We start from the raw sequence: 24310 nt of genomic DNA on the forward strand, positions 1-24310 counted from the left end.
CGCGGATGATAGGAATTTTTAGCCACGGATGGAACACGGATAAAACACCGATTGAAAAACTTTTTTTCGTGTTTAATCCGTGTTCCATCCGTGACTCTTTCTCCGATTCGCCGTCCGCAAGGACCTCCGCGTCTCCGCGTCTCCGCGGTTAAAATTAGCGCCCATGTCTTCCCTTCCCGAACCGATTACGTCCCTGATCAGCGCGCTGGGCAAACTGCCGGGTATCGGGCCGCGTTCGGCTGAACGGCTCGCGCTGCATCTCGTCCAAAGCGACGCCGGTGAAGTGAAGCAACTTGCCCAGGCGCTTTTGCAATCGCGTGAACGCATCCGCACTTGCGCGATTTGCGGCTCATTGACGGAGGTCGAACCGTGCGCGATTTGCAGCGATACTCGCCGCGATAGCAGCCTGATATGTCTCATTGAGCGCGCCGTGGACATCATCACCATCGAGAAGTCGGGAACCTTTTGGGGGAAATATCATGTGCTGGGCGGAAAGATTTCGCCGTTGAACGGGGTTGGTCCCGAGGATTTACGGATTGGGCAACTAGAATCGCGTCTGGAAAAAGAGCCGGTGCGGGAAATCGTCATCGCGCTCGGCACGGATGTCGAAGGCGATGCCACCAGTAATTATCTGGCGAAACGGCTCGCGCGACCGGGTCTAAAAATTACGCGCATCGCACACGGGTTGCCCGCCGGGGCCGGGCTTGAGTTCGCGGATGAATTAACTTTGACCCACGCGCTCGCGGGCCGTCGCGAAATGTAGATTGGACACGGAATTTTTATGATTCGACCCGAGGCGGTGGTTTTTGATTTGGGCAAAGTGCTGTTGGATTTTGATTATGCCATCGCCGCGAAAAATTTGGCGTCGCACAGCGGCAGCAAGGCCGAAGTCATCCATAAATTCATCAACCAATCTCCCCTGCTCTTTCGCTACGAAACGGGGTTGATGACCACAGACGAATTCTTCGAGGAGTTTCGCGCGGAAACAAAATTCAGCGGTACGGCTGAACGCTTCGCTGAACTGTTCGGAAATATTTTTACTCCGATGGAGCCGATGATCGCGCTGCACGCGAGGCTGAAGCAGAGCAAGATTCCCACGTTCATTTTTTCAAATACGAATGAACTGGGAATCCGCCATATCCGCGGGGCGCATCCATTTTTCGCCGGGTTCGATGGCTATATTTTTTCCTATGAACACGGCGCGATGAAGCCGCACACGAAACTTTACGAAGTGGTTGAACGCATCACCAACCGGCACGGCTCGCAGATTGTTTATATTGACGACCGGCCGGAGAATATCGAAGCCGGCGCGGGCCGGGGATGGCAGGTGGTTTTGCAGGAGTCGCCGGAGAAAACGATGGCGGCTTTAAGCGCGCTGGGCTTGCCCGCGAATTAGTTTGCGACCGAAAATAAAAAACGCGGCAACGATCGCTCGTTGCCGCGCTGATTAATCGAGAACTGTTTCAAGAAACTTTGCGCTCGGCCACGGAGATGCCATGCGACAGCAGAAAAGTCTTGGCGACTTCAAAGTAATCCTGCGAGATCCACACGGCGGAATAAATATCGCTCTCGTTGACATGCAACGTGAGCAATTTCCATTTGCGCTCGTGATTCACCCGGTCGAATTCCTCGAACTTTTCGCGCGCGCGGCCCGAACGCACTTCGATGAGCGCGCCATGCGGCAATTTCCAAAATAGATAACGCGTGAGATGATCGGGCGAAGTTTCGGAATAAACCGGAACCAAGCCAAGATTGCGGTTGAAGTCGCCGGCGGCCTGCATCAGGTCGCGCGACATCCAGCGGGTGAAGCTATGCTGGCGAAGAATTTCGGTGTCCCCGGTGAGCAATCGCGACGGCACGTAAGAAACTGGAGTATCCATAAGTCAAATCAGTGAACGGACATTGTCCAAGTGTATCAATCTGGAACGGTTCCAAGCCGCTCCGGGACAAACGATGCCGAAGTTGATGAAAAAAATCAAGATTTAACCGTGCGCGAAAATCCCGGAAAACGTGGTGGATTATCTTCCAGGATTATCCCGCCGGACTTTTCCAAAGTGAACGGAAAGCAAAATTCCCAACAAGATAAAGCCGATGAGAAAGGAACCTGTTTCCAGATTTATGCGCAGCACGATCGGGCGAAATGCCAGTAACGCTACTCCAATCACCGCATTAATCGTTCCCCAAAGAAAATTAACCAGGGGCGAGGAAAGCCCGCGCCCGGGCGGACTCGCGAACGGCGTAGGAAACGCTTCTCCCCGCAAACCGGCGGCAAGGTGCGGAATGCAGTTGCAAATAAAAACACCGGCAAAAAAGTTCACGATGTAATGGACTAACATAATGGATTGGAAGACTGATTAACGCATCCTAGCACGGATTGGAGCGTCTGCCAAATGTGGAACCAGTTACTCCGGCTTGTTGGGATTGAAAAGCAGGTGCAGCGGATAATCGCCTTCGCCGATGGAGAAGAGCCGGTCAGCCATGTCATTGAGCGCGCGGCGGGCGGATTGAAAACGCTCGGAAAGCGTGCAGAGGACATTGTCGAGCTGGTAACGCTGGGCCAACCGATGCTCGCCGGCAATGCGATAATGCGTGCGGCCAAGTTGTTCGTAATATCGCAAGCTCGGGAAACCACGGGTCTCAGCGCGCGCGCGAATGCGCTCGGGGAAAACGCCCGCGAGAAACAACGAATGGTTTCCGATGTGCAAACGAAGTTGAAAACTGGTGCGTTCGTCCGCCGTTTGCAACGCCGAAACCATTTCAAAGAAGTAGTCGAGTGGATTGATTTGACCAGGAAGGATACATTCGCTCTGCCGCGATTCGGAAAATGCGGTGAGGACTTCGGCGACGTAATCTGCCAACGCGCGGTCGTTGAGGTCTGAGCGTTTGAAGACGTGCCGCACGAGCATGTAAAAATAAAATCGCGACGATACGCGAAGGCATCCGCGCTGTTCGATCAATGCGTGAAAAAGGGTTTCGTCGTCCAGAATCAGGTCGCGGGAGTCCTCATCGGCAAGAAGTTTGACCAGGCAATCGGCGGTGCCGATTTTGCGCCCGAGGACTTGCAAAATGAAGTCCACATCCTGGGCCGTGAACTGAACGCGGCAGTTGGGTTGAATCATTTTCATGACTTTTCTTTCCAGACCGCGCATGATGGTTGCGCGCGATCAAGCACCCTGCCCGGCTCTGGCCGAGCCTCTACGCGCGTTATAGCATAAACAGTTCCAACTGTCGCGCGAAAATAGCGAAACAATGCGAGCAAGGTGAATTCAAGGAATTGCGATAAGATTACAAAATTGTCATTTAGGATTTATGACAGATTCATTTGGCGCGGCTAGCTTCGCAGCTTAATTCATAAAACAAATGCGCGTCCTTTTAGTAGAAGACGAAAAGAAAACCGCCTCCTTCATCCGCAAGGCCCTGCAGGAGGAAGGGTTCGCCGTGGACACGATCGCCAATGGCGACGATGTGCTTGCCACCGTTACGAGTACGCCGTTCGACATCCTGGTGATGGATATCATGCTACCCGGCCGCGACGGGTTGAGTGCCTTGCAAATTTTGCGGAAGAAAAATCACACCATGCCGGTGCTGCTGCTGTCCGCTCGCGGCGAAGTGAATGAGCGCGTGGAAGGCCTCAATGCCGGCGCTGATGATTATTTGCCCAAGCCATTTGAATTGGTCGAACTCGTGGCGCGCATCCGTGCCTTGACTCGCCGGGGTGGCGAAAATAAATCCACCGTCCTGCGCGTCGCCGATTTGACGCTCGACCAGATGACCCGCCAGGCGCGCCGGGGCGGGCGCGACATCGAACTTACCACGCGCGAATTTCGCCTGCTCGAATTCCTCATGCTCTCGCACGATCGGCTCTGTGGCCGCATGATCCTGTTGGAAAAAGTTTGGGATTATGATTTCGATCCGGGGACGAACATCGTAGATGTTTACGTGAAACGTCTGCGCGAAAAAATAGATTCCAATTTCGACTGCAAATTGATCCACACGGTTCGCGGCGCGGGCTATGTCTTGCGGGAAAGCGCGCCATGAAGATCCGCACGCGATTGGCCCTTTGGTATGCGGGTGTGCTGATGGTGTCGCTGCTGATCATCAGCGGCGGCACATTCCAGGAACTTATCGAGCAACTCCAGCACGACCACAGCCAAAAGCCAATCTGGCATGCACTGAAAGAAACCAGCGAACTCTTATTTCCCGTCGGCGTACCCGCGGTTTTGCTCGGGCTGGCCGGCGGATGGTTTCTCACCCGGCGCGCGTTGGCGCCGGTGGCCGAACTCACCGAGGCGGCCGAACGCATCAATGAACACACCTTAGGAACCGCGTTGCCGCGTTCCCAAAACGGGGATGAACTTGATCGTTTGGCTGAAGTCCTGAACGCGATGAACCGGCGGCTCAACGATTCTTTTGTGCGGGTGCGCGATTTCACTTTGCACGCTTCTCATGAACTGAAGACCCCGCTCACCATCATGTGCGGCGAGACAGAAATTTATTTGCGCGATGACATGCTGACGCCCGCGCAACGCGAGCATGCCACGAGCCGATTGGAAGAGTTGCGGCGTCTCAGCAAAATTGTTGACGGCCTGACGCTGCTCGCCAAGGCCGATGCCGGGCTGGTTCCGCTGGCATTGAAGTCGTTGCAATTTGACGAGATCGTTCATGAAAATCTTGAGGACACGAGCGTGCTTGCCGCCAGCGCCGGCCTTGATGTCAAATTGTTGCAATGCGATCCGGTCAAAGTCGCTGGCAACAAGCATCGCCTTCGCCAGTTATTGCTGAATCTTTCCGACAACGCCGTCAAATACAACCAGGCCGAAGGCGGGATTCAGATCGCGCTTCGCCGCGTGGATGGTTTTGCCGAGTACACGATTTCCAATTCCGGCGCGGGCATTCCGGCGGAAGTCCTGCCGCGCGTGTTTGAAAGATTTTTTCGCGGCGATCCCTCTCATAACGCGGAAATCGAAGGCTCGGGACTTGGCCTGGCAATTTCGGAGTGGATCGTGTCCTCTCATAAGGGAACGATTAAAATCGAATCCAGCAAATCGTCAACGATCGTTACCGTGCGGTTGCCGCTAGCTGCCAACAATGGGGAAGCGACGTGAAAATATTTTTTGTTTTCATGACCTTGCTGTTGGCCGGCTGCGTGCATTATCACCCGCGGCCAATCGCACCGATGGAGAGCGCTGATCGTTTTGATTCGCGCCGGTTGAATGATGCCGGACTGCAAAATTTTGCCGAGAAAGCTCTCAATCAGAAATTTCCCGAATGGCCGCCGAAAGTTTGGAATGAGGAATTGCTGACGGCAGCCGCATTTTATTTTCAACCGAGTCTTGAAGTGGCGCGCGCGCAATGGCTCGAAGCGAGTGCGGGCATCAAGACGGCGAACGAGCGGCCGAATCCCACGCTCAATGTCACGCCGGGTTATGACACGAGCGTGCCCGCCGGCATGACGCCGTGGTTTCCGCTGGAGTTTTTGGATGTTCCTTTGGAAACCGCCGGCAAACGTAAAATTCGCGTGGCACAAGCGACTAATCTTTCGCTCTCAGGCCGCTCGGCCGTCATCACCGCCGCGTGGCAAGTGCGCGAACAAGTGCGAGCGAGTTTATTGGAAAGCGTCGCCGCGCAAAAACGCAGCGAGCTTTTAAAACAGCAGGCGAATGCGCAAGAGCAGGCTTACAAATTATTGGAGCAACGCGCGGATGCGGGCGAGATTTCGCGCAACGAACTCATCACTCCACGGCTGTCGGCTGATCGCGCGCGCGTTGATTTGGACGATGCCCATTTGCGCGAGACGGATGCGCGAGCGAAACTTGCGCTGGCGATTGGCATTCCGATCGTGGCGTTGAATCAGGCCACGCTGGCATTTGATTTTTCGCGCCAAGGTGACGCCAATATTTTATCCGCCGACATTCGGCGCATTGCCTTGACGCATCGGTCCGACATTCTCAGCGCGCTGGCGGATTACCAAGCCGCCGAACAAGGTTATCATCTCGAGATCGCCAAACAATACCCCGACGTTCACCTCGACCCGGGTTACCAATTCGATCTCGGCGATAATAAATGGTCGCTTGGGTTGATCGTGGAACTGCCGATTCTTAATCACAACGAAGGTCCGGTCGCTGAAACTGCCGCGCGCCGCAAAACGGCAGCGGCGAAATTCGAGGAACTTCAGGCGCAGGTGATCAATCAAATTGACGGCGCGACGACGGATTACCAAATCGCGCTCGAACAGTTGGAGACGGGGCGAAATTTATCGAACACTGCGAGGAAACAGGAGAACACCATTCAGGCGCAAGTCAAAGCCGGCGCAGCAGAACGGACTGAATTATTCATGGCGCAAGCGGATGTCGCGGGTGCGGAATTGGTGAAGCTCGATGAGGAATTAAAATTGCAGCAGGCGCTCGGCGCTTTGGAAACCGCGTTGCAAACCAGTTTGGACGCCAATCTCAACTTCTCGCTTGTGCTTAAGGAATCGGAGCGTGTCAGAAATCTTTCCGCAAATAAAAGAACGCCATGAAATCTATTTTTCTCGTGATCATCACGAGCCTTCTCATTCTCGGATGCAAGAAACCCGACTCGGATGATAAACCTGCCGCGCCGGATAAAGCGGAAACCACGAACGATGTTTCGGGCAAAATCAGCCTCGATCTTGAGACACAAAAACGGATTGGTTTGGTGGTGGAAAGTGTGAAGGGCATTCAGATTGCGCCCGAGTTAAAATGCTATGGAAAGGTGGTTGATCCGTCTTCGCTGGTTTCAATGGCGGGCGATCTCATCGCAGCGAAAGCGATGAGCGACGCCTCACAGGCCGAACTGAAGCGATTGCAATCACTGGCCGCGCAGGACAACGCCTCGGCCCGCGCCGTACAAACCGCCGAAGCCACTGCCGCGCATGACATGGCCCAACTTTCGGCCACGCGCTTGAAAATTCTTTCTGATTGGGGAACAGCGATTGCCAATCGGACCAACCTGACTGAATTGGCCGAGTCATTGGCGGCGTTGAACTCCGCAGTCGTGCGGGCCGAAGTTCCAATCAATGAGCGTCTGGATGCCAAACCCACAACGGCGCGAGTCGTGACTTTGAACGATGAAAGTGTGGAAGCCGAAAATCTTGGCCCCGCGACCTCCACCGATCCGCTGATCCAAAGTCGGAGCTATCTTTTTATCGTTCGCTCCAATTCCATCGCGCTTACTCCCGGGCAGGCGGTCACGGTTTATCTGGCGAAAGATTCCAGCGAACGGGATGGATGTGTCGTTCCGCGTTCGGCGGTGATTCGGCAGGAAGGCGAGCCGTGGGTTTATTTGCAAACCGGCGGCACCAATTTTTTCCGCCAACGTATAACCCTCGATACACCACTCGAAAACGGGTGGTTCGTGGCAGGCGATTTGAAGACAAATGATCAAATCGTGGTCACTGGCGCGCAGATTCTTTTTTCCGACGAGATGAACCAGAACAATCCCGCGCGAGGCGGCGATTAAGCATGTTAAAGCGAATCGTCGAACTTTCCTTGCGGCATCGAGGCGTACTGTGCGCACTGGCGTTGCTGCTTACTGGTTACGGATGTTACGTGACGGCGAACGCGAAGTTCGACGTATTCCCTGAATTCGTCCAACCGCAAGTCACGGTCCAAGCGGAAGCACCCGGGCTCGCGCCCGAGCAAGTTGAAGCGCTGGTGACGAGCCCCATTGAAAATGTGTTGAGCGGCGTAGGCAATCTGCAATCCATTCGCTCGGAAAGCATCCAGGGATTGTCCGTTGTCACGGCGGTATTCAATGAAGGCACGGATGTTTACATTGCCCGCCAATCGCTTTCTGAAAATCTTTCGCAACTGGGCGGTCAACTTCCCGCGGGCGTTAAAGAACCGACGATGTCGCCGCTGACGTCCTCAACGATGGACCTGCTCAAGTTCGGTTTGCGTTCGGACAAATTATCGCCGATGGAACTTCGGACTTTTTGCGATTGGGTCGTCAAACCGCGATTGCTCGCCGTTGCGGGAGTGGCGGGCGTCAAAGTATTTGGCGGCGAAGTGAAGCAAACCCAAATTCAAGTGAGACCCGAACGTCTGGTCGCGTTGAATCTGTCGCTTCAGGATGTGCTGGCGGCGGCTAATGGCGCGACGGGAATTCGCGGCGCAGGCTTCATCGAAACTCCCGCGCAACGCATTGTAATTCAGCCGGACGGCCAATCACTCACGCCCGTACAATTAGGCGAAACGGTGGTGACTCAACATGAGGACGCGACGGTGCGTCTGCGGGATGTTGCGGAGGTGGTGGAGGCGGGCGCGCCCAAATTTGGCGACGCATTGATTAATGGAAAACCGGGCATCCTCATGACGACGGCATCCCAGTATGGCGCCAATACACTCGAAGTGACGCGGCGGGTCGAGCAAGCGCTGGACGGATTGAAGCCGGTGTTGGCGAGCCAGGGTATCGAATATATTCCCGCGCTGCATCGCCCCGCGACCTTCATCGAAACGGCGCTGCATAATCTAAAAGGCTCGCTGCTCACCGGAACGATTCTGATCGTCGTGGTCTTGTTTTTATTTTTGATGGATTTGCGAACGGCATTCATTTCGTTCACGGCAATTCCACTTTCACTGCTCACGGCGATCATGGTTCTGGACCATTTTGGGATGACGATCAACACCATGACACTCGGCGGATTGGTCGTGGCAATCGGCATGGTCGTGGACGACGCCATCATTGACGTGGAAAATATTTTGCGGCGCGCGCGGCAGAATTTGACGGCCGCCAATCCCCGTCCTTTGTTTGCCGTTGTGCTCGACGCGTCGCTCGAAGTGCGAAGCCCGGTGGTTTATGCGTCGCTGATTCTGGTGCTGGTATTTTTGCCGGTGATAACGATGTCCGGGTTGCAGGGAAAATTTTTTGCGCCAATGGGATTGGCTTTTATTTTGGCGATTCTCGCGTCGCTGGCCGTTGCGCTCACCGTTACCCCTGCCCTGTGCCTGCTAGTGCTTTCGCGAATCAAACAACATGAGGAACCGCGTTTCATTTTGCGAATGCGTGAGTTTCATGTGCGTGCATTGCGACTGGTGAACCGCCATCTGAAAATGACCATTGCCCTTGCCGCGCTCGCGTTTGCAGCGTCGGTTGCCGTGCTGCCATTTCTCGGCCGTGAATTGTTGCCGGATTTTCGCGAAGGCCATTTCGTGGCGCAGGTTTCCATGACGGCGGGCACGTCGTTGCCGGAAATGCGCCGCGTCGGAAGAATCATCGCCAGCGAATTATTGAAAAATCCCACGATCCAATCCGTCTCCCAGCAAATTGGCCGCGCCGAACGGGGCGAAGATACCTGGCCGCCCAGCATTTGCGAATTCCACATCGAATTGAAACCGGGGGCAAGCAAAGATCAGGCGAAGGTGCAGGATGAAATTCGCGAGGTGCTGTCGTCGTTTCCCGGATTGCAATCGGAAGTGCTGACATTTTTGGGAGATCGCATCGGCGAAACCGTTTCTGGCGAGACGGCGCAAGTAGTCGTTAGCGTGTATGGCGATGATCTGGATGATCTGGATGCAGCGGCAAAGGACATTGCCCGCACGTTGTCGGCGGTTCCTGGCGCGGCGGATGTGCAGTTGGGGGAATTCTCGACCGCCCCGCGACTGGCCATCCGGCTCAGGAAGGACCGCGTGACTCAGTTAGGATTTCGCCCGGGAGAAATCCTGGACACACTGGAAACCGCCTATCAGGGCCATGTGGTTGGGCAGACTTACGAGGGGAACCGGGTGTTCGATGTAAATTTAATTTTGCCGCCAGCGGAACGGCAGGACCCGGAAAAAGTCGGGGCGATGTTCATATCGAATTCACAAGGCATGCGATTGCCGCTGAATCAGATCGCGGATGTTTACCTCACCGAAGGGCGCGAGTCCATTTTTCACGATGGCGCGCGCCGCCGGCAAACGGTGACGTGCAACCCGCAAGGCCGGGACGTGGCTTCATTTGTTGCCGAAGCGAAAAGCAAAATCGCCGCGACGGTAAAATTGCCCGGCGGGACCTATCTGGAATTCACCGGGGCGGCGGAGCAGCAGGCAAAGGCCAATCACGAATTTCTGCTCCACGCGATCATCGCCGCCATCGGCATCGCCCTGCTGCTGATTTTGTTTTTTGGCAATGTGAGAAATTTAATTTTGGTAATCATCAACGTGCCGTTTGCGCTGGTGGGCGGAGTTTTTGCGCTCGTCATCAGCAAATGGTTTGGCGCGGAGGCGACGCTCTCGTTGGGAACACTGGTTGGCTTTGTAACTTTGTTTGGCATCACCATGCGCAATTCCATTCTGCTGATTTCGCATTATCAACATTTGATCGCCGAGGAAAATATGACGTGGGGAGCCGAAGCGGCGGAACGCGGCGCGACGGAGCGATTGTTGCCGATTCTGATGACGGCATTGGTCACGGGGCTGGGCTTGCTGCCGCTGGCGATCACCGCTGGCGAGGCGGGACGTGAGATAGAAGGCCCGATGGCCGTCGTCATTCTGGGCGGGCTGGTGACTTCAACAATCCTCAGTTTACTTGTGCTGCCAATCGTCGCCTTGAGATGGGCGCCGTTTGAAAAAGCGCCCGCACAACGGAAAACTAAGCAACCTTGATCGGGACGGTCTTTGTGTAAACCAATTTGCCGTGATTATCCGTCATGTGAATGAACATGCGATCGGATTGCATCGAAACCGTGGTGAAACCTGAACGGGATTCGGCAAACTTCGTGTGAACAGTTTTTTCGGTCGGACGGACTTGCGAACCGGCGCCGGAGCAGAAAAGATTCAAGTCCCCGGCGATGAGATGTTGCAAGTCGTGGTCGTGACCGTTAAACCAGGCTTGGACTTTATATTTGTGAAGGAGTGGCAGAATATCGCGCACCAGATCCTTGCTGTCGCCATGTTCGCCGCCGGAATAAATCGGGTGATGGCCGATGGCGATTTTCCATTGCGCTTTGGAAGCGGCCAATGCTTCCTTGAACCACGCGAGTTGTTTAGGCACGTCCTGTTCGGCAACGTGAACGCCGAGCTTGCTGTGCGAGACGCGGTACGAGTGAATCATGGGCGACGTATCCAGATAAAAGAAATCGGCGGTCGTCTTCTCGTCAATCTGATGCGTCTGTAAATAGTAACGGGCGGGCATGTTCCAGCGCGGATGCGAGTGGCCGTATTCCAACTGGGCGGCGCTATTGCCGTTATAATCGTGGTTACCAAGGATCACATGCCAGGGAATTTGGAGGGCGGGATCGCTATAAACATCTTCAAAGGAAACTTTCCAGAGCGGGTCGTTCACATCAGCAACGCCGTTTTCGTAAAAATTATCGCCCACGGATATGATGAAGCGCGGATTGGTGGCTTTGGCGGAAACGGCCATCTGCGCGGCGACTTCAGTTTGGTCGCGTTCGCCACGGCGTCCCCAATCACCGAAGATCTGGAAATTAAAATCATCGGGAGAAATCGGCGGCGTGGATTCGGCAAAAAGTTTGCCAGGCGCAAGCTGGCTGGCGGCGGTGGCAATAAAAAGGGTGCGGACAAATTCACGTCGGGTCTGTTTCATACTCATATTCTTTCAAACTGGGCCAAGATAATACTTGAAGTCAATAGTTCGAGCGCATCGTCACCAAAGTATCACACGGTCGTCACGCTTTCGACGCATCGAAAAGATTTGGGATTCAATGACACAGCGCTGACATAGAACGTGTTAGTTTTTGCGCTGGAGCACTTTCTCGATTTCAGTGAAATTGTCGCATAAAAATTGCTGATCCAGCCAAACTTGGATTGACATTTTTTAATGAGCATGTTCTCATTTGCCGTCGTTCCAAACTGAAACCGGACTCCCATTTCGTACAGCGGTCCTGGCAATCCTGGCTTCATTGAAATCCTGCGGCGGGGGCTGAATCATTCTTACAGATTTCGGCGGGGAAAATGTCCGAAAAAAAATTTACGGTGCGATGCATCCATGATCAATTCGTAAACGTATCGTTCGTATTGTTGCAAAACCAACCAACCACAAACCATGAAAACTAGCAGACTTATTTCGGCTGCGTTTGCCGCCATCATCGCGGCGTGCGCGCCCGCTGCGTTCGCGCAACTGACCATCCCCAGCGACGGTTCGGATGGCGCGCTCGTTATCGCCTCCAACACCGTCATTGACCTGTCCCGCGCGGTGACGGGAAATTGGAATGACAATGATTCCGCCAATGCCGGCAAGGGTATTTACGATTCCAACATGTGGGCGGTCGTATTCAAATATTCGTCCGTCACGATTTCAAATGGCGCGGCGCTCACGTTCACCAATCATGGCAGCCACGCGCCTTTGGTGTGGCTCGTCACTGGTGATGTGACGATCAACGGGTCACTGGTGTTGGACGGCCAGCCGGGCCTGGCTGCGCCAGGACTCGCCGAGCCGGGGCCGGGCGGTTTTAGGGGCGGCACGGGATACTATACGCCGGGTGTGGATCGCGGGCCGGGATTTGGACCGGGTGGTGGGCAACCTTATACCAGTGGCGACGAGGGTTCGGGCGGCAGCTACGGCACGGTGGGAAGCCTTGGTTCGCCCGCGTATGGAAATGCCTCGCTGATACCGTTGATAGGTGGTTCGGGCGGCGCGGGAAGATATTATAATTTTCCAAACGGCGGCGGCGCCGGCGGCGGCGCGGTCTTGGTGGCCTGCGGCGGCAATCTTACAGTCGCGGGAACAGTTTCAGCGAACGGCGGTTACGGACAACAAGGCGCCAGCGGCGGCAGCGGCGGCGGCATACGTTTGGTGGCGAATACATTTAGCGGCAGCGGAATCATTCAAGCTCTCGGTGGTGCTGGCGACCATCCTGGCGGGTTGGGTCGCATCAGAATTGAGCGCGTGACAAATAACAATAATAGCCAGGTCAATCCCGACCCGAGCATTCTTGCGCTGCAAGCTGGATCTACTCCGGTGATCTGGCCTCCGAGCACGGGTCCTTCCGCAAAAATTATTTCCATCGGCAATGTGACTGCGCCAGCCGATCCGCGCGCGTCATTTGGCACGTTCGGACCGGATGTTGCGCTGCCTGAAGTCACCAATACGCAGGTGCTTGTCGAGACGACCAATGTCGAAACCGCCGCGATCGTCAATGTGCGGGTTTCGCCGCGCGCAAACGCACAATATACGGAAGTCGTGGCCGGGTTGAATCAAATCATCAGCACGAACCCAATGGTTATCCGGTGGCTTGCCACCAATGTACCGGTGCAGGACGGATATTCGTCGGTCATCGTGCGCGTGGTGCGCCCGTAGGACGGCTGGTTTTTACCCGCGAGGGAAACATCAACGGCGCAAAATAACTTTCGTGGTCTTGCTACCATGACCAAGCCTTCAGGCAAAGCGCAGACGCAATCACTCCGCCCTGGCGAGCGGTTCACCGGCTGTCTTTTTGACGCCGGGAAGATGCCGGGTCTGGTTGCACTGTTTTTGCTTCTCATGACGACACTTTCGTCGTTTGCCCAAACCCAGCTTTTGCTGAAAGAAACATTCACGCGCGAGTATGCGGTTTTTGTGGGCGATGATTTGACGACGCCGGACAAACAAATCACATCGCGTGATACTTCGCTATTTATTGGCACTGACCCTGTCGGTGTTTATCCCCAGGCGATTTCTCGGGAGACAAGTTTGGTCGTCACCACTCCGGCAACTCCCGCCACGATTTCGCAACTGCTCGTCACGGTCAGTCCGACAGGCGATTCCGCCACGCTAAATTGGAGCAGTTACAATGAAGTTTCGCAAAACGACGTTGTCACCTATTTGATTTATCTATCCAACGGGCCGTTCACCAATGTGACCGGGATGACGCCTTATCTGCGAGTGCCCGCGGGAACGCAGCTATTGACGATCACAAACCTGCCGGTGTTTCAGGACCATTATTTCGCCGTGGTGGCGGAGGACGAGTTGGGGAATTACAACCCGGTGGTGAGCTACGCGGCTGCATATATATTAACCGCGCAGGCGTTCTCGCGCGAATATTGCGTGTTCGTGGGAGGCAACCAGAGCAATCTTTATCCACAAACTGTTTCTCGTGAAGTCAGCGCCGTCATATCTACTCCTGCTCCCCCGGCGGTCGTGCCGATCACCGTCACAGCCACACCGACTGGCGACGGCGCTTCCTTGAATTGGAGCACTTACGACGAAGACCTGCAGGAAGATGTGGTACGCTATAACATTTATATTTCTTCGCAGCCGTTCACCAACGTATCCGGGCTGACGCCTTATACCACTGTGTCGGCGGGCACGTTTGCGGTGATGGTCAGCAATCTCACGGCGTTTCAAGATCATTATTTTGCAGTGGTCGCGGTGGATGCGCAGGGCGGACTGATTTCAGCGGTTAATTATTCTGCGGCTTACGTGCTGACAGCGCAGACTTTTTCGCGAGAGTATAATGTCTTCGTCGGTGGCAATGGGGCCGATCCATATCCGCAAGCCATTTCAAGGGAAACCTCAATAGTCGTGCCGGATAATTCCGTGCCGGACCCGGTGACGGGCATCAGCAGTGGTTTCATGGCGAATACTTCCGTGTCAGCTTTCAGCGCGATTGATCTGGACTGGTCGAGTTACGATGAAGCGATTGAAAACGATGTCGTGCGTTATCGCGTGTATGTGGCTGATTCCTTTTTTACCAATGTGTCGGACATGACGCCGTATGAATTCGCGCCAGCGGGAAATCCTCACTTCACGGTGACGGGTTTACACGGCGGCGATATTTATTATGTGGCGGTCGTGGCGGAGAGCGCCGTGGGGAATTTTAATCCTACGGTTCGAGCGGTTTCGGCTCAGGCATCGGTTGGCGCACTGGGTGATGTGCAAAATGTCAGCGCGACTTCGTTTTCGAATTCATTGCACTTCACCTGGATTGTGCCGGTGCAAGTGGATGCGTTTCTCGCCCATTACAATATTTATTTCAACAGTGCAACAAACCCATTGTCGCTGCCCGCGACCACCACTTCTTACGATGCGACGAATCTGCAATTTGCCACCGGCTATCCTTTCCGCATCACGACCGTGGATACTTTCGGCACGGAGAGCGCAGGCGTCTCGGTGCTCGGTGCGACCCTGCTCAACAATCCTTCGCCCGTTGTGACCGAATCATTGGGCAATCTCGTGCGAGTGACGTGGCTGCAAGTTGAACCGAACAATCTCGTGCAGGCCTACAATGTCTATGAATCCCCGACCGCCTTCACGAACGTCACGGGTCTATCGCCCGTCGTCACGACTCGCGGCACACGCGGTGATGTCAGCGGTCTGGTGAATGGCACTTCTTATTTCTTCGCGGTGACGGCGGTGAACATTGATGGCGGAGAAAATAAAGTGGTTCAATCCGTGTCCGCCGCGCCAAATGCTGTTGCAGGCACGTTTGCCGATCTCGCGATTACCAATGTCATCGTGCCCGCGACAGCTTACAGCGGCCAGGTCATCACGATTAGTTGGGCGGTGACGAACATCGGCGCGGGCTCGACTTCGACACAGAATGGCTCACCGGTAAGCGCCTGGAATGATCGCGTAGTGCTCTCCTCAGATAATACTTTTGGCGATGCGGATGATGTGATCTTAACGAACGTCACGCATTCCGGCGCGTTAAGCTTTGCCCATGGTTATATTGGAATCACAGCGGTTCAAATACCGGCAAACCTGACGGGAGATTTTAATGTCTTCGTGATGACCGATGCCGGTGACGCCGTTTTTGAAAATCTGGATCAGGGCACGAACATCGCCGAGGCGTTGCATCAGATTGAAGTGAGCGCGCCCGTGCCGCCTTCGATCACTCAGCAACCGCTGAACGAAACCGTCTTTGAAGGCGCGACGACTTCATTCAGCGTGACCGCTCAAGGTTCGCAGCCGCTGGCCTTCCAATGGTTCCACGGAACGATGAGTTTGCCGTTTACCACGAACTCATCCCTCATCCTGACGAATGTGCAATTTTCCGATGCGGGAAATTATTTCGTGCAGGTCAGCAATATCGCCGGGTTGAACAACAGCATGCCGGCCTCGCTCACCGTCAACGTGCCGCCGCCGGATTTGTTCGTGACCGGTATCCAATCGCCCTCAACCATTCTCGCGGGCCAACCGGTCGCAGTTTCGTGGATGATTACCAATGGCGGTTTCTCTATGGCGAATGCGCCGTGGCAGGAGGAATTATTGGTCGCCAATAATCCTGCGGGCACGAATGCAACCGTAGTGCTCACGATCACTTCCTCAAACTCCCTGGCTGCGAATAATGCCGTCACGCGCTCACCAACGGTGATTCTTCCTGCGGGGCTATCGGGAAATTATTGGCTGGCCGTGCTGGTGGATAGCGCGAACCAGGTGACGGAAGGAAATGAAGGCAACAACTACTTTGTCGCTCCAACACCAGTGTTGATTCAATCACCGGATTTGAGCGTGGCGAAATTCACCACGCCCGGCACCGCATTGCTTGGTCAGACCTTCAACGTATCGTACGTGATCACGAATAAAGGCAACGGAACGGCGCTCTCGGGCTGGAATGACCGTATCTTCCTTTCGCCCAGCAGCAGTCTGGTACCGGGGGCGGTGGCGTTGCAAACCGTGGCTTCGCCGGTAAACACTTTGGCGGCGGGCGGCAGTTACACCAATTCAGCCAGTGTGACGGTTCCGTTCACGCCGCAATCGCAGGCGGGCAGTTATTGGCTGATCGTGCAAGCGGACGCGGACAACTCCATCACGGAATCGGTGGAGGCAAATAACATTCTCGCCTCGGCCCTTACGCTGACCGTTCCGCCGCTGCCGGATCTGGTTGTGGGACAAGTGACCGCGCCGTCGCAGGCTTCAATCGGCGCGACGATTCCGATTTCGTGGTCCGTTACGAATATCGGCGTGGCCACGTTGAGCAATTCGTGGCGCGAAAGTGTTTATTTGGTTCCGTCGAGTCTCACGCTCGGACAATTCTCGACGAATCTCTCGGCATACCCCTTGCTGGGTTCGTTTACCTACACGAATGACCTTGCTGCGAACGGAAGCGTCACGAGAAATGAGCAAGCGGCGATTCCGCAGGCTGGACCGGCGGGAGGTTTGCGCGTTGCCGTATTTGTGGATAGCGAAAATGTGATTCCCGAACAGAACGAATCCAACAACATCGCGCTCGCGCAAAATATCATCACCGTGCCGGCAGCGTTGTCGCTGATGTTGCCCGTCACGAACGTAGCTGAAAATACTTCCTCACCCAATCTGACATCGCTGGTGGAACGCAACGGCTCGACGGCGTCCGCCCTGGTCGTTTCACTTTCGAGCAGCGCGCCCGGCCATCTTAGCGTGCCTGCGATTGTGACGATTGCGGCGGGCGCAACCTCGGTTTCATTCAATACGACGGTGCTCGACAATGGCATCGCTGATCCCGATGCATTGGTGACGATTTCCGCGCAAGCTTCCGGTTTCGTCCAAGCCAATTCGCAAGTGCTCGTGATGAATACCGATGCGCCGCATTTGTCTCTCTCACCGGTCTCACAAATCACCGAAGGCCAAACCATCAATGTCACGATTTCAAGTGATACCACCATGACACAACCGGTGGTCGTGGCTATTTCGAGTTCCAATCCGAGCCGCCTGAGCACACCGGCTTCAGCGACGATTCCTGCGGGTTCAAATTCAGTCAGCTTCACGTTGCTTGCAGTGGATAATACGACGATTGATCCGCCAACCTCGGCGACGTTGTCCGCAGCGGCTCCGGGATTCATAAGTGCCGTGGCCAATTTGAGCGTGGTGGATAACGACGCGCCGATGCTCATGCTGGCTTTGGATCGCACGAACATCAGCGAAGGTGACGGGCCGTTCGCTGCGGTTGGAACCATCACGCGCATACCCGTGACCGATCAGCCAGTCACCGTAGCGCTGGCAAGCAGCAATACTGCGGCTGCGACAGTGCCCGCCACCGTGACCATTCCTGCATTGCAAAGCCAGGGGACATTTTATGTGGTGGCAGTCGCGGATAATATTGTGACCGGGCCGAAGTTGACTTTGCTTTCGGCACAATCACTGGACGTTGCGAGCAATCCCACTGGTTTTATCGCCACGGAGGAACTCGTGGTGCAGGATACCAATGGTCCCGCACTCGGATTGACCATCGCCAATCGAGTCGTGAGCAAAGGCCTTAACCCGGCGACGACGGCAACCGTCTCACGCAATACTCCAGCGACGAGCAATCTGGTTGTTCACTTGTCTTTGAGTGTGAGCAACGAAGTGTCTCTTCCCGCCACGGTTGTTATTTCAAATGGCCAATCGAGCGCCACCTTCCCCATCGCTTCACTTGACGACGGCCTCTCGAACACGAACCAATCCGTTGCCATCAACGCCAGCGCGACCAATGTCGCGAGCGCGACGGCCGTGATGATGGTCACTGACCTCGGCTTGCCAGATCTGGTTATCAACAGCGTCACCGCGCCCGCCACGGCGTTCACGGGCGAACCACTTACCGTAAGTTTCCGCCTGTTGAACCAGGGGCTTGGGACATTGACGAATTCAGTCGCGCAAAATGTTTATCTCACTCCCGCCGTGAATTCTGGAACCAACCTGCTCGTGGGCGCGGCGACTTACGGCAGCCAATTGCAATCGGGACAATTTGTGGATCAATTTGTCGTCGTTCCTGGAACTGCCGTTCCGCCGCCGGGAACTTACTACGTGGTCGTAGCTGCTGACGCCGGCAATAACGCCACGGAGTTAAACGAGTTGAATAATCAAACAATCAGTTCCACGCCGGTGGTGATCACAAGCGAATATACCGCGACCGTGAAAGCGGGTGTCACCAACGTGGCTGCGGGCACGCCGGTTCCGTTGTCCGGTTCGGCCACGCTGGTCGCGGGCGGTCCGGCGGCGAACAAACCGGTAAATATTCTCCTCACCGTCCGCGGCTTTGAACGCACCATCAGCGTCACCACCGATGCCAATGGCGATTTCAGCACGATCTTCACGCCGCTCCAGACTGAGGCGGGCATGTACACCATCGCGGCAGTCGCGCCAGGAATCACCAGCGCGCCCGCGCAAGATTCGTTCACAATTCTTGGTGTGTCGCTCACCCCGAATCCGGTGACGCTATCAGTGACGGAAGGCGGCGGCGCAAGCAGCGCGGTCACGGTGCAGAATTTGAGTGAGGTGCCGTTGACCGGTTTGACGGCGAGCATTTCGGGCACGGCGCAGAATATCACGGCTAGCACCATGTTCACTCCGAATTTCCTGACAGGTCAAGGATCGGCGACGCTTATCATTCACGTCTCAGCCAGCGATTCGACTATTCGGCAAAGCTCATTCAATGTGCATATCACCTCGACGGAAGGCGTGGCGCTGGACTTGCCGGTGAATGTGACGGTGGTGCCGCTGGTGGCACAACTTTCCGTCGTCCCTTCGCAACTCAATTCGGCCATGCTTCGCGGCGCGCAAACTTCGGTTCAATTTGAAATCCTCAATCTTGGCGGCGCGGCTTCGGGGCCGTTGACCGTCAGCGCGCCCGCCGCGCCCTGGCTGACTATTGCGACGACCAATCCCCTGCCCTCGCTGCCGCCCGGCGGCTCCAACATGGTCACGGTACTCTTGACGCCCACGACCGATCTCGCGCTCGGACCTTATACCGGTGCGCTCACAGTCAGCGGGAGCGGCATTGGCGTCACGGTGCCATTCACCTTTAATTGCGTGTCCGACGGCCACGGAAATTTGCGCGTGCATTCGGTGGATGAATTGACTTTCTTCGCCACGAATTCGCCGCCGCTAACCAACGCGAGCGTCACGCTCATTGATCCGTTGAGCCGAAGCGTCGTTGCCACGGGCGTCACGGATGCTACCGGCCAATTCATCGCGTCGAATGTTATGGAAGGCGTTTATGAACTCGATGTCACGGCCACGCAGCATGCTTCATTCAAAGGCTCGGCGACGGTGACGGCGGGAACGACCACGGACGTTGAAACTTTCCTCTCGATGCAAACGGTGACTTACACGTGGACCGTTGTGCCGACCCAGATTCAGGACGTGACTCATATCACCGTGCAGGCAGAATTCGAGGCGAATGTTCCCGCGCCAGTGGTCGTGCCCACACCGGCATCGCTCGATCTCGCTTCATTGCAACAGCCGGGACAATTCATGGACGTGCCGCTGACGTTGGCCAACTATGGCTTGATCGCGGTCCACAGCGTCACAATCAACATCTCGGACAATCCGAATTACCAATTCGATTTACTGACGAAGAATATCGGCGACTTGCCCGCGCACGGCACGGTGACGGTTCCCATGCGCATCACGCGCGTCGCCAATACCGGCCTTCGTCCCACGGACGATGATTGCGAAGTGTCCATCAGCATCGGCTACCTTTTCCTTTGCGGCCAATATGATATCAGCACGGGCATTCCGATTCCAGTGTTCAATGTGACTGGCGATTGCGGCACGCCGACCGGCGGCGCTGGTGGCACCATTGTCTTCGTAGGATGCGACGGCTGCACTGGCGGCCCAATCAATATTCCACCAGGACAATCGTCGCCTTCGACGTGCGATCAATGCCTGGCCAAGGCCATTGTCGAATGCGGCATCGGCTATACCCCGGCTGGTTGCGCTTACGGTGGCTGGAGTTGCTTTGCGGGATTGGCCACGCAAGGTTTTAATGCAACCACGGGTGAGAATTGTGTCGTGCAAGGCGTCGGTTGCCTGGGACCAATCGGCAATACCGTCGCTTGTTTGTGGAGCATTCTCCGTTGCAAATGTGGCGGCGCGCTGTCCACCGTCCCGTCATGTGTTTCGCATGCGTTGGGCGGCGGTTCGCGCCCGCTGGATCTGACGACGGGCGAAGGATTGTCGCCGGTGGATCCGATGGATGTTTATATTGCACGAAGTTATTCGAGCATTCAGATGATCCAGATGATCATCAATGACACGGATGGGCATTGGTTCGCGCCCGGTTCCGGTGGCGCGTTCGGCGCGTTTTTCAGTGCCTTCAATCAGGCCATACAATCTGACAGTCCCTCCGGCATCTTCATTTCGCCGGACGAGTTCAACAGCCTTATGGCGATGCAGGTTCCCAGCACGGTCAGCGGCGCGGACGTCGTGAACATGCTCAACCGCTGGAATCTCAGCATCAGTAACTGGGTGGCGGGCGTCTATTCACCGACGAATGTGGCTCCCGGTGGAAACACCAATTTTATTTCACTCTACGACATGTCCGCGCTGGCCTTGGACATCGGTCAGCAATATCAGGCGTCGCAAGCGGCGGGCTATGCCGATCCGGTGGCGGGATTTTTTGGCGCGCTGCAAAGCGCCGAATCCATGCTCGGCGGCGAAGGCACTTGCGCGAAAGTCGTGCTGCAACTTGACCAGGACGCCGTGCTGACGCGCGATGCTTTCAGCGCCACGCTGCAACTGAACAACAGCGGCGGCACGCCGTTGGAAAATGTGAAGGTCAATCTTGTCGTCCAAAACGCCGCCGGGCAGGATGTGTCCAGCCTGTTCGGCATTGAAGCGCCTACGCTGACTGGCGAGTTGAATGCCGTGAACGGCACGGGCGAACTTCTGCCCAACAGCGCAGGCACGGCCCAGTGGACATTGATCCCAACGATTGACGCGGCGCCGCAAGCACCGACAAATTATTTCGTCAGCGGCTCGTTAAATTATACGCTCAATGGTGTCGCGGTCAGTTTGCCGCTTTCGCCCGCCTCCATTTCTGTGCAGCCGAATCCGCAGCTTTATGTGAAATATTTCCATCAACGTGATGTCTATGCGGATGATCCGACGACTCCGCAGATCGAGCCTTCGATCCCCTACTCGCTCGCAGTGATGGTTCAAAACCGCGGTTACGGCACGGCGTATGATTTCCATATCACCTCCGCGCAGCCGCAGATCGTGGATAACGAAAAAGGGTTGTTGGTGAACTTCCAGATCATCGGGGCGCAAGTTGGCAACCAGCCGGTATCGCCTTCGCTCACGGTGGATTTTGGCGACATTCTTCCGAACGACACCGTGGTTGGACGCTGGCTGTTGACTTCGACCTTGCAAGGTTTGTTCATCAATTACAGCGCGACGTTCGAGCATGTGGACCCGCTGGGAAATCCTCGTCTCTCACTGATTGACGGTGTCGAGATTCACGAGATGAATCATCTTGTGCAGGCGGAAGGCGCGTTCGACGATGGCCTCCCGGATTTTCTCGTCAACGACATTGCCGACTTCAATTATTTGCCCGACACACTTTATCTGAGCGATGGTCGCATCGAACCGGTGAGCGTCGTGGAGACAGCCACGCCTGACGCGCCCGCGGGCAACAACCATTTGCAGGTGCAACTCAACGCGACGTTTCCGTCAGGTTTCACCTATGTGCAAGTGCCTGACCCCGCGAATGGACAATTCCCGCTCGTCGGTGTCATTCACTCAAATGGCACCAACATGAACACGAATAATTTCTGGACGACCGACCGTACCTTCATCGGTTTGGGTCAACCGCCGATTCACGAAAATCTATTGCACCTGATGGATTATCACACCAACGCCGGCCCGTACACTTACATTCTCGTCTATGCGTTGCCATCAAGCATCCCGCAGACGAATGCCCCGATCAGCGCCGTGTTTGCGCTGCCACCGTTCAGTCCAAGCACTTTCGGCGTGGTTTGGAGCGGCGCTAATCTGGAAGGCCAAGCTCCCCTCGCCTTCTATGATATTTACGCGTCCGATAATAATTCACCGTTCACCGTCTGGCAGCCGCACACGACGCAGACTGGCGCGCTTTACTCGGGCCAGCCGGGCCATACGTATTCATTCTACAGCATCGCCACCGACACTGCTGGCAATGTCGAAGCGCCGCCGGCAACACCTGATGCCACCACCACCGTCTCGCTCTCGAACACGCCGCCTACCATTTCGTTCGCCAGCAACCGCGTGACGATCAATGAAGGCGATACACTTTCGCTGACGCCGCGCGTAAGCGATTCCGACGTGCCGCAACAAACCTTTACATTCAAGCTTGGTTCCGGGGCGCCGGCGAATGTGACGATCAACTCCTCCACCGGCATCCTCATGTGGCCGACGACGGAACTTGATGGGCCAAGCACGAACACCATCAATGTGATTGTCACTGACAATGGTTTTCCACCACTAAGTTCGACGGGCAGCGTCACGGTGATCGTAAATGAAGTGAACCAGTCGCCGATACTTTCGCCGATTGGCAATTACACCATTGCTGAAGGTTTTCTCCTGCGAATAACAAATAGCGCGGTGGATTATGACATTCCCACCAACGCGCTCACCTTCAGTCTCGGAAATCCAGTGCCCACTGGCGCGAGTATTGATTCACACACTGGCATTTTCTCGTGGCGTCCGACGGACACGCAAGGCCCCAGCACCAACCTCATCAAAGTGGTTGTGACCGACAACGGGGTTCCGTCATTGAGCGCCACGCAGACATTCTCCGTAATCGTGCTGGATACGCTAAGCGACATTACGCTTTCGATCGGTTCGACGAATGTGTTCGCCGGCGAGAGTAACAACGTGCCCGTCGTGCTGGCGGACAGTTTGCAACTGACCAACGTGAATCTGCAACTGACCGCGCCGGGATCGCAGTTGACGAATCTCGCGCTGCGGGGAATCAGCGCGGAAGTCAGCGGCATCAGCCTCATCCCGAATGGAACCAATACTTATACGGTGGGTTTCAATCTTAATCCCGCCTTGCAAACGGCGAGCACGCGTTCGCTCGCCACGCTTAATTTTCAGACGATAACGAATTATCATTCTTCCGTCGCCAAACTGGGCGCTAATCAGGTCATGGGAGAAGATACGACGGGAAAATTAATCACGAACACAACCGGCATCAACGGCCAAGTCATCATTGTGGGCCGTGAACCTGTCCTCGGCATCAAAGCAGGAACGCCGCCGAAACTTTCATTGCTCGATCTTAACAGCAATGCGCCGCCGCCATCACTGACACTTTACGGACGTCCCGGCGCGATTTACGGATTGCTCATGAGTACGAATCTGGCGACGAACCATTGGACAGAAATTCAACAATTCGTGCAATCGGGCCGTGCGATGACGTTGTCACTGTCCAACTCGAGTTTGCCGGAAGCCTTCTTCAACATACTGGAAGTGAAAGCGCCGCCGCCGATGCTGTCCATCAATCGCACCAGCAATACGCTGCTGAGTTTGCAACTGAGCGGTTTCCCCGGAACACTTTATGGTCTTGAAACTTCATCCGCTCTGGGAACCAACGCCGTGTGGTCTCCACTTAGTCAAATCACGCTCACGAATAGTTCACAGACAATTATTCTGACCAATAAAGGTGAGCCGGGACGATTCTTCCGCGGCACCGTTCCGTGAGTTAGAAAAA

At 55.4% G+C, this 24310-nt stretch carries 13 protein-coding genes; 10 read left to right on the top strand and 3 right to left on the bottom strand.

The genetic code is table 11. The features are described from left to right. Positions 1-163 precede the first annotated feature (163 nt). Together recR and VH413_07315 are read left to right on the top strand one after the other, a co-directional pair. Positions 164-763 (top strand): recombination mediator RecR, encoded by a 600-nt coding sequence (recR, locus tag VH413_07310; protein ID HEX3798492.1) that lies wholly within the window; start codon positions 164-166, stop codon positions 761-763. Between the two features lie 18 nt (positions 764-781). Beyond that, on the top strand, positions 782-1396 hold the full coding sequence (locus VH413_07315) for an HAD family phosphatase (protein HEX3798493.1): 615 nt from the start codon (positions 782-784) through the stop codon (positions 1394-1396). Positions 1397-1463: 67 nt separating this feature from the next. Here the strand turns inward: VH413_07315 and VH413_07320 are convergent, their stop codons facing one another. Then, complete coding sequence (locus VH413_07320) at positions 1464-1880, bottom strand: hypothetical protein (GenBank protein HEX3798494.1); 417 nt, start codon at positions 1878-1880, stop codon at positions 1464-1466. Positions 1881-1910: 30 nt separating this feature from the next. Here VH413_07320 and VH413_07325 point away from each other — a divergent pair, with 30 nt between their 5' ends. Next, positions 1911-2150, top strand: a complete 240-nt coding sequence (locus tag VH413_07325; GenBank protein HEX3798495.1) for a hypothetical protein — start codon at positions 1911-1913, stop codon at positions 2148-2150. 252 nt (positions 2151-2402) lie between these two features. Here the strand turns inward: VH413_07325 and VH413_07330 are convergent, their stop codons facing one another. Beyond that, positions 2403-3125, bottom strand: a complete 723-nt coding sequence (locus tag VH413_07330; protein HEX3798496.1) for a hypothetical protein — start codon at positions 3123-3125, stop codon at positions 2403-2405. Between the two features lie 235 nt (positions 3126-3360). Here VH413_07330 and VH413_07335 point away from each other — a divergent pair, with 235 nt between their 5' ends. From VH413_07335 to VH413_07355, 5 genes are read left to right on the top strand one after another with little or no spacing between them, the layout of a single operon-like run. Next, a complete protein-coding gene (locus VH413_07335) occupies positions 3361-4038 on the top strand; it encodes a response regulator transcription factor (GenBank protein ID HEX3798497.1) in 678 nt (225 codons plus the stop codon). Next, the gene (locus VH413_07340) at positions 4035-5105 is read left to right on the top strand and encodes an ATP-binding protein (protein HEX3798498.1); all 1071 of its coding nucleotides are present in this window, start codon (positions 4035-4037) and stop codon (positions 5103-5105) included. The genes VH413_07335 and VH413_07340 overlap by 4 nt, the downstream gene beginning before the upstream one ends. A gap of 17 nt (positions 5106-5122) precedes the next feature. Then, positions 5123-6520 (top strand): TolC family protein, encoded by a 1398-nt coding sequence (locus VH413_07345; protein HEX3798499.1) that lies wholly within the window; start codon positions 5123-5125, stop codon positions 6518-6520. Next, complete coding sequence (locus VH413_07350) at positions 6517-7482, top strand: hypothetical protein (protein ID HEX3798500.1); 966 nt, start codon at positions 6517-6519, stop codon at positions 7480-7482. The genes VH413_07345 and VH413_07350 overlap by 4 nt, the downstream gene beginning before the upstream one ends. Positions 7483-7484: 2 nt before the next feature. Continuing rightward, on the top strand, positions 7485-10607 hold the full coding sequence (locus tag VH413_07355; GenBank protein ID HEX3798501.1) for an efflux RND transporter permease subunit: 3123 nt from the start codon (positions 7485-7487) through the stop codon (positions 10605-10607). Here VH413_07355 and VH413_07360 read toward each other — a convergent pair. Beyond that, entirely contained in the window at positions 10594-11550 is a 957-nt protein-coding gene (locus tag VH413_07360) for a tartrate-resistant acid phosphatase type 5 family protein (GenBank protein HEX3798502.1), read from the bottom strand. The two genes, VH413_07355 and VH413_07360, sit on opposite strands and share 14 nt — an antisense overlap. A 459-nt stretch (positions 11551-12009) precedes the next feature. Between VH413_07360 and VH413_07365 the strand changes: the two genes are divergently transcribed. Together VH413_07365 and VH413_07370 are read left to right on the top strand one after the other, a co-directional pair. After that, a complete protein-coding gene (locus tag VH413_07365; GenBank protein HEX3798503.1) occupies positions 12010-13263 on the top strand; it encodes a hypothetical protein in 1254 nt (417 codons plus the stop codon). A 66-nt stretch (positions 13264-13329) separates the two neighbouring features. Then, positions 13330-24300: a CARDB domain-containing protein gene (locus VH413_07370; protein ID HEX3798504.1), complete on the top strand. Its 10971-nt coding sequence runs from the start codon at positions 13330-13332 to the stop codon at positions 24298-24300. Positions 24301-24310: the final 10 nt, after the last annotated feature.

This window comes from Verrucomicrobiia bacterium (assembly GCA_036268055.1).
Classification (GTDB): Bacteria; Verrucomicrobiota; Verrucomicrobiia; order Limisphaerales; family Pedosphaeraceae; genus DATAUW01.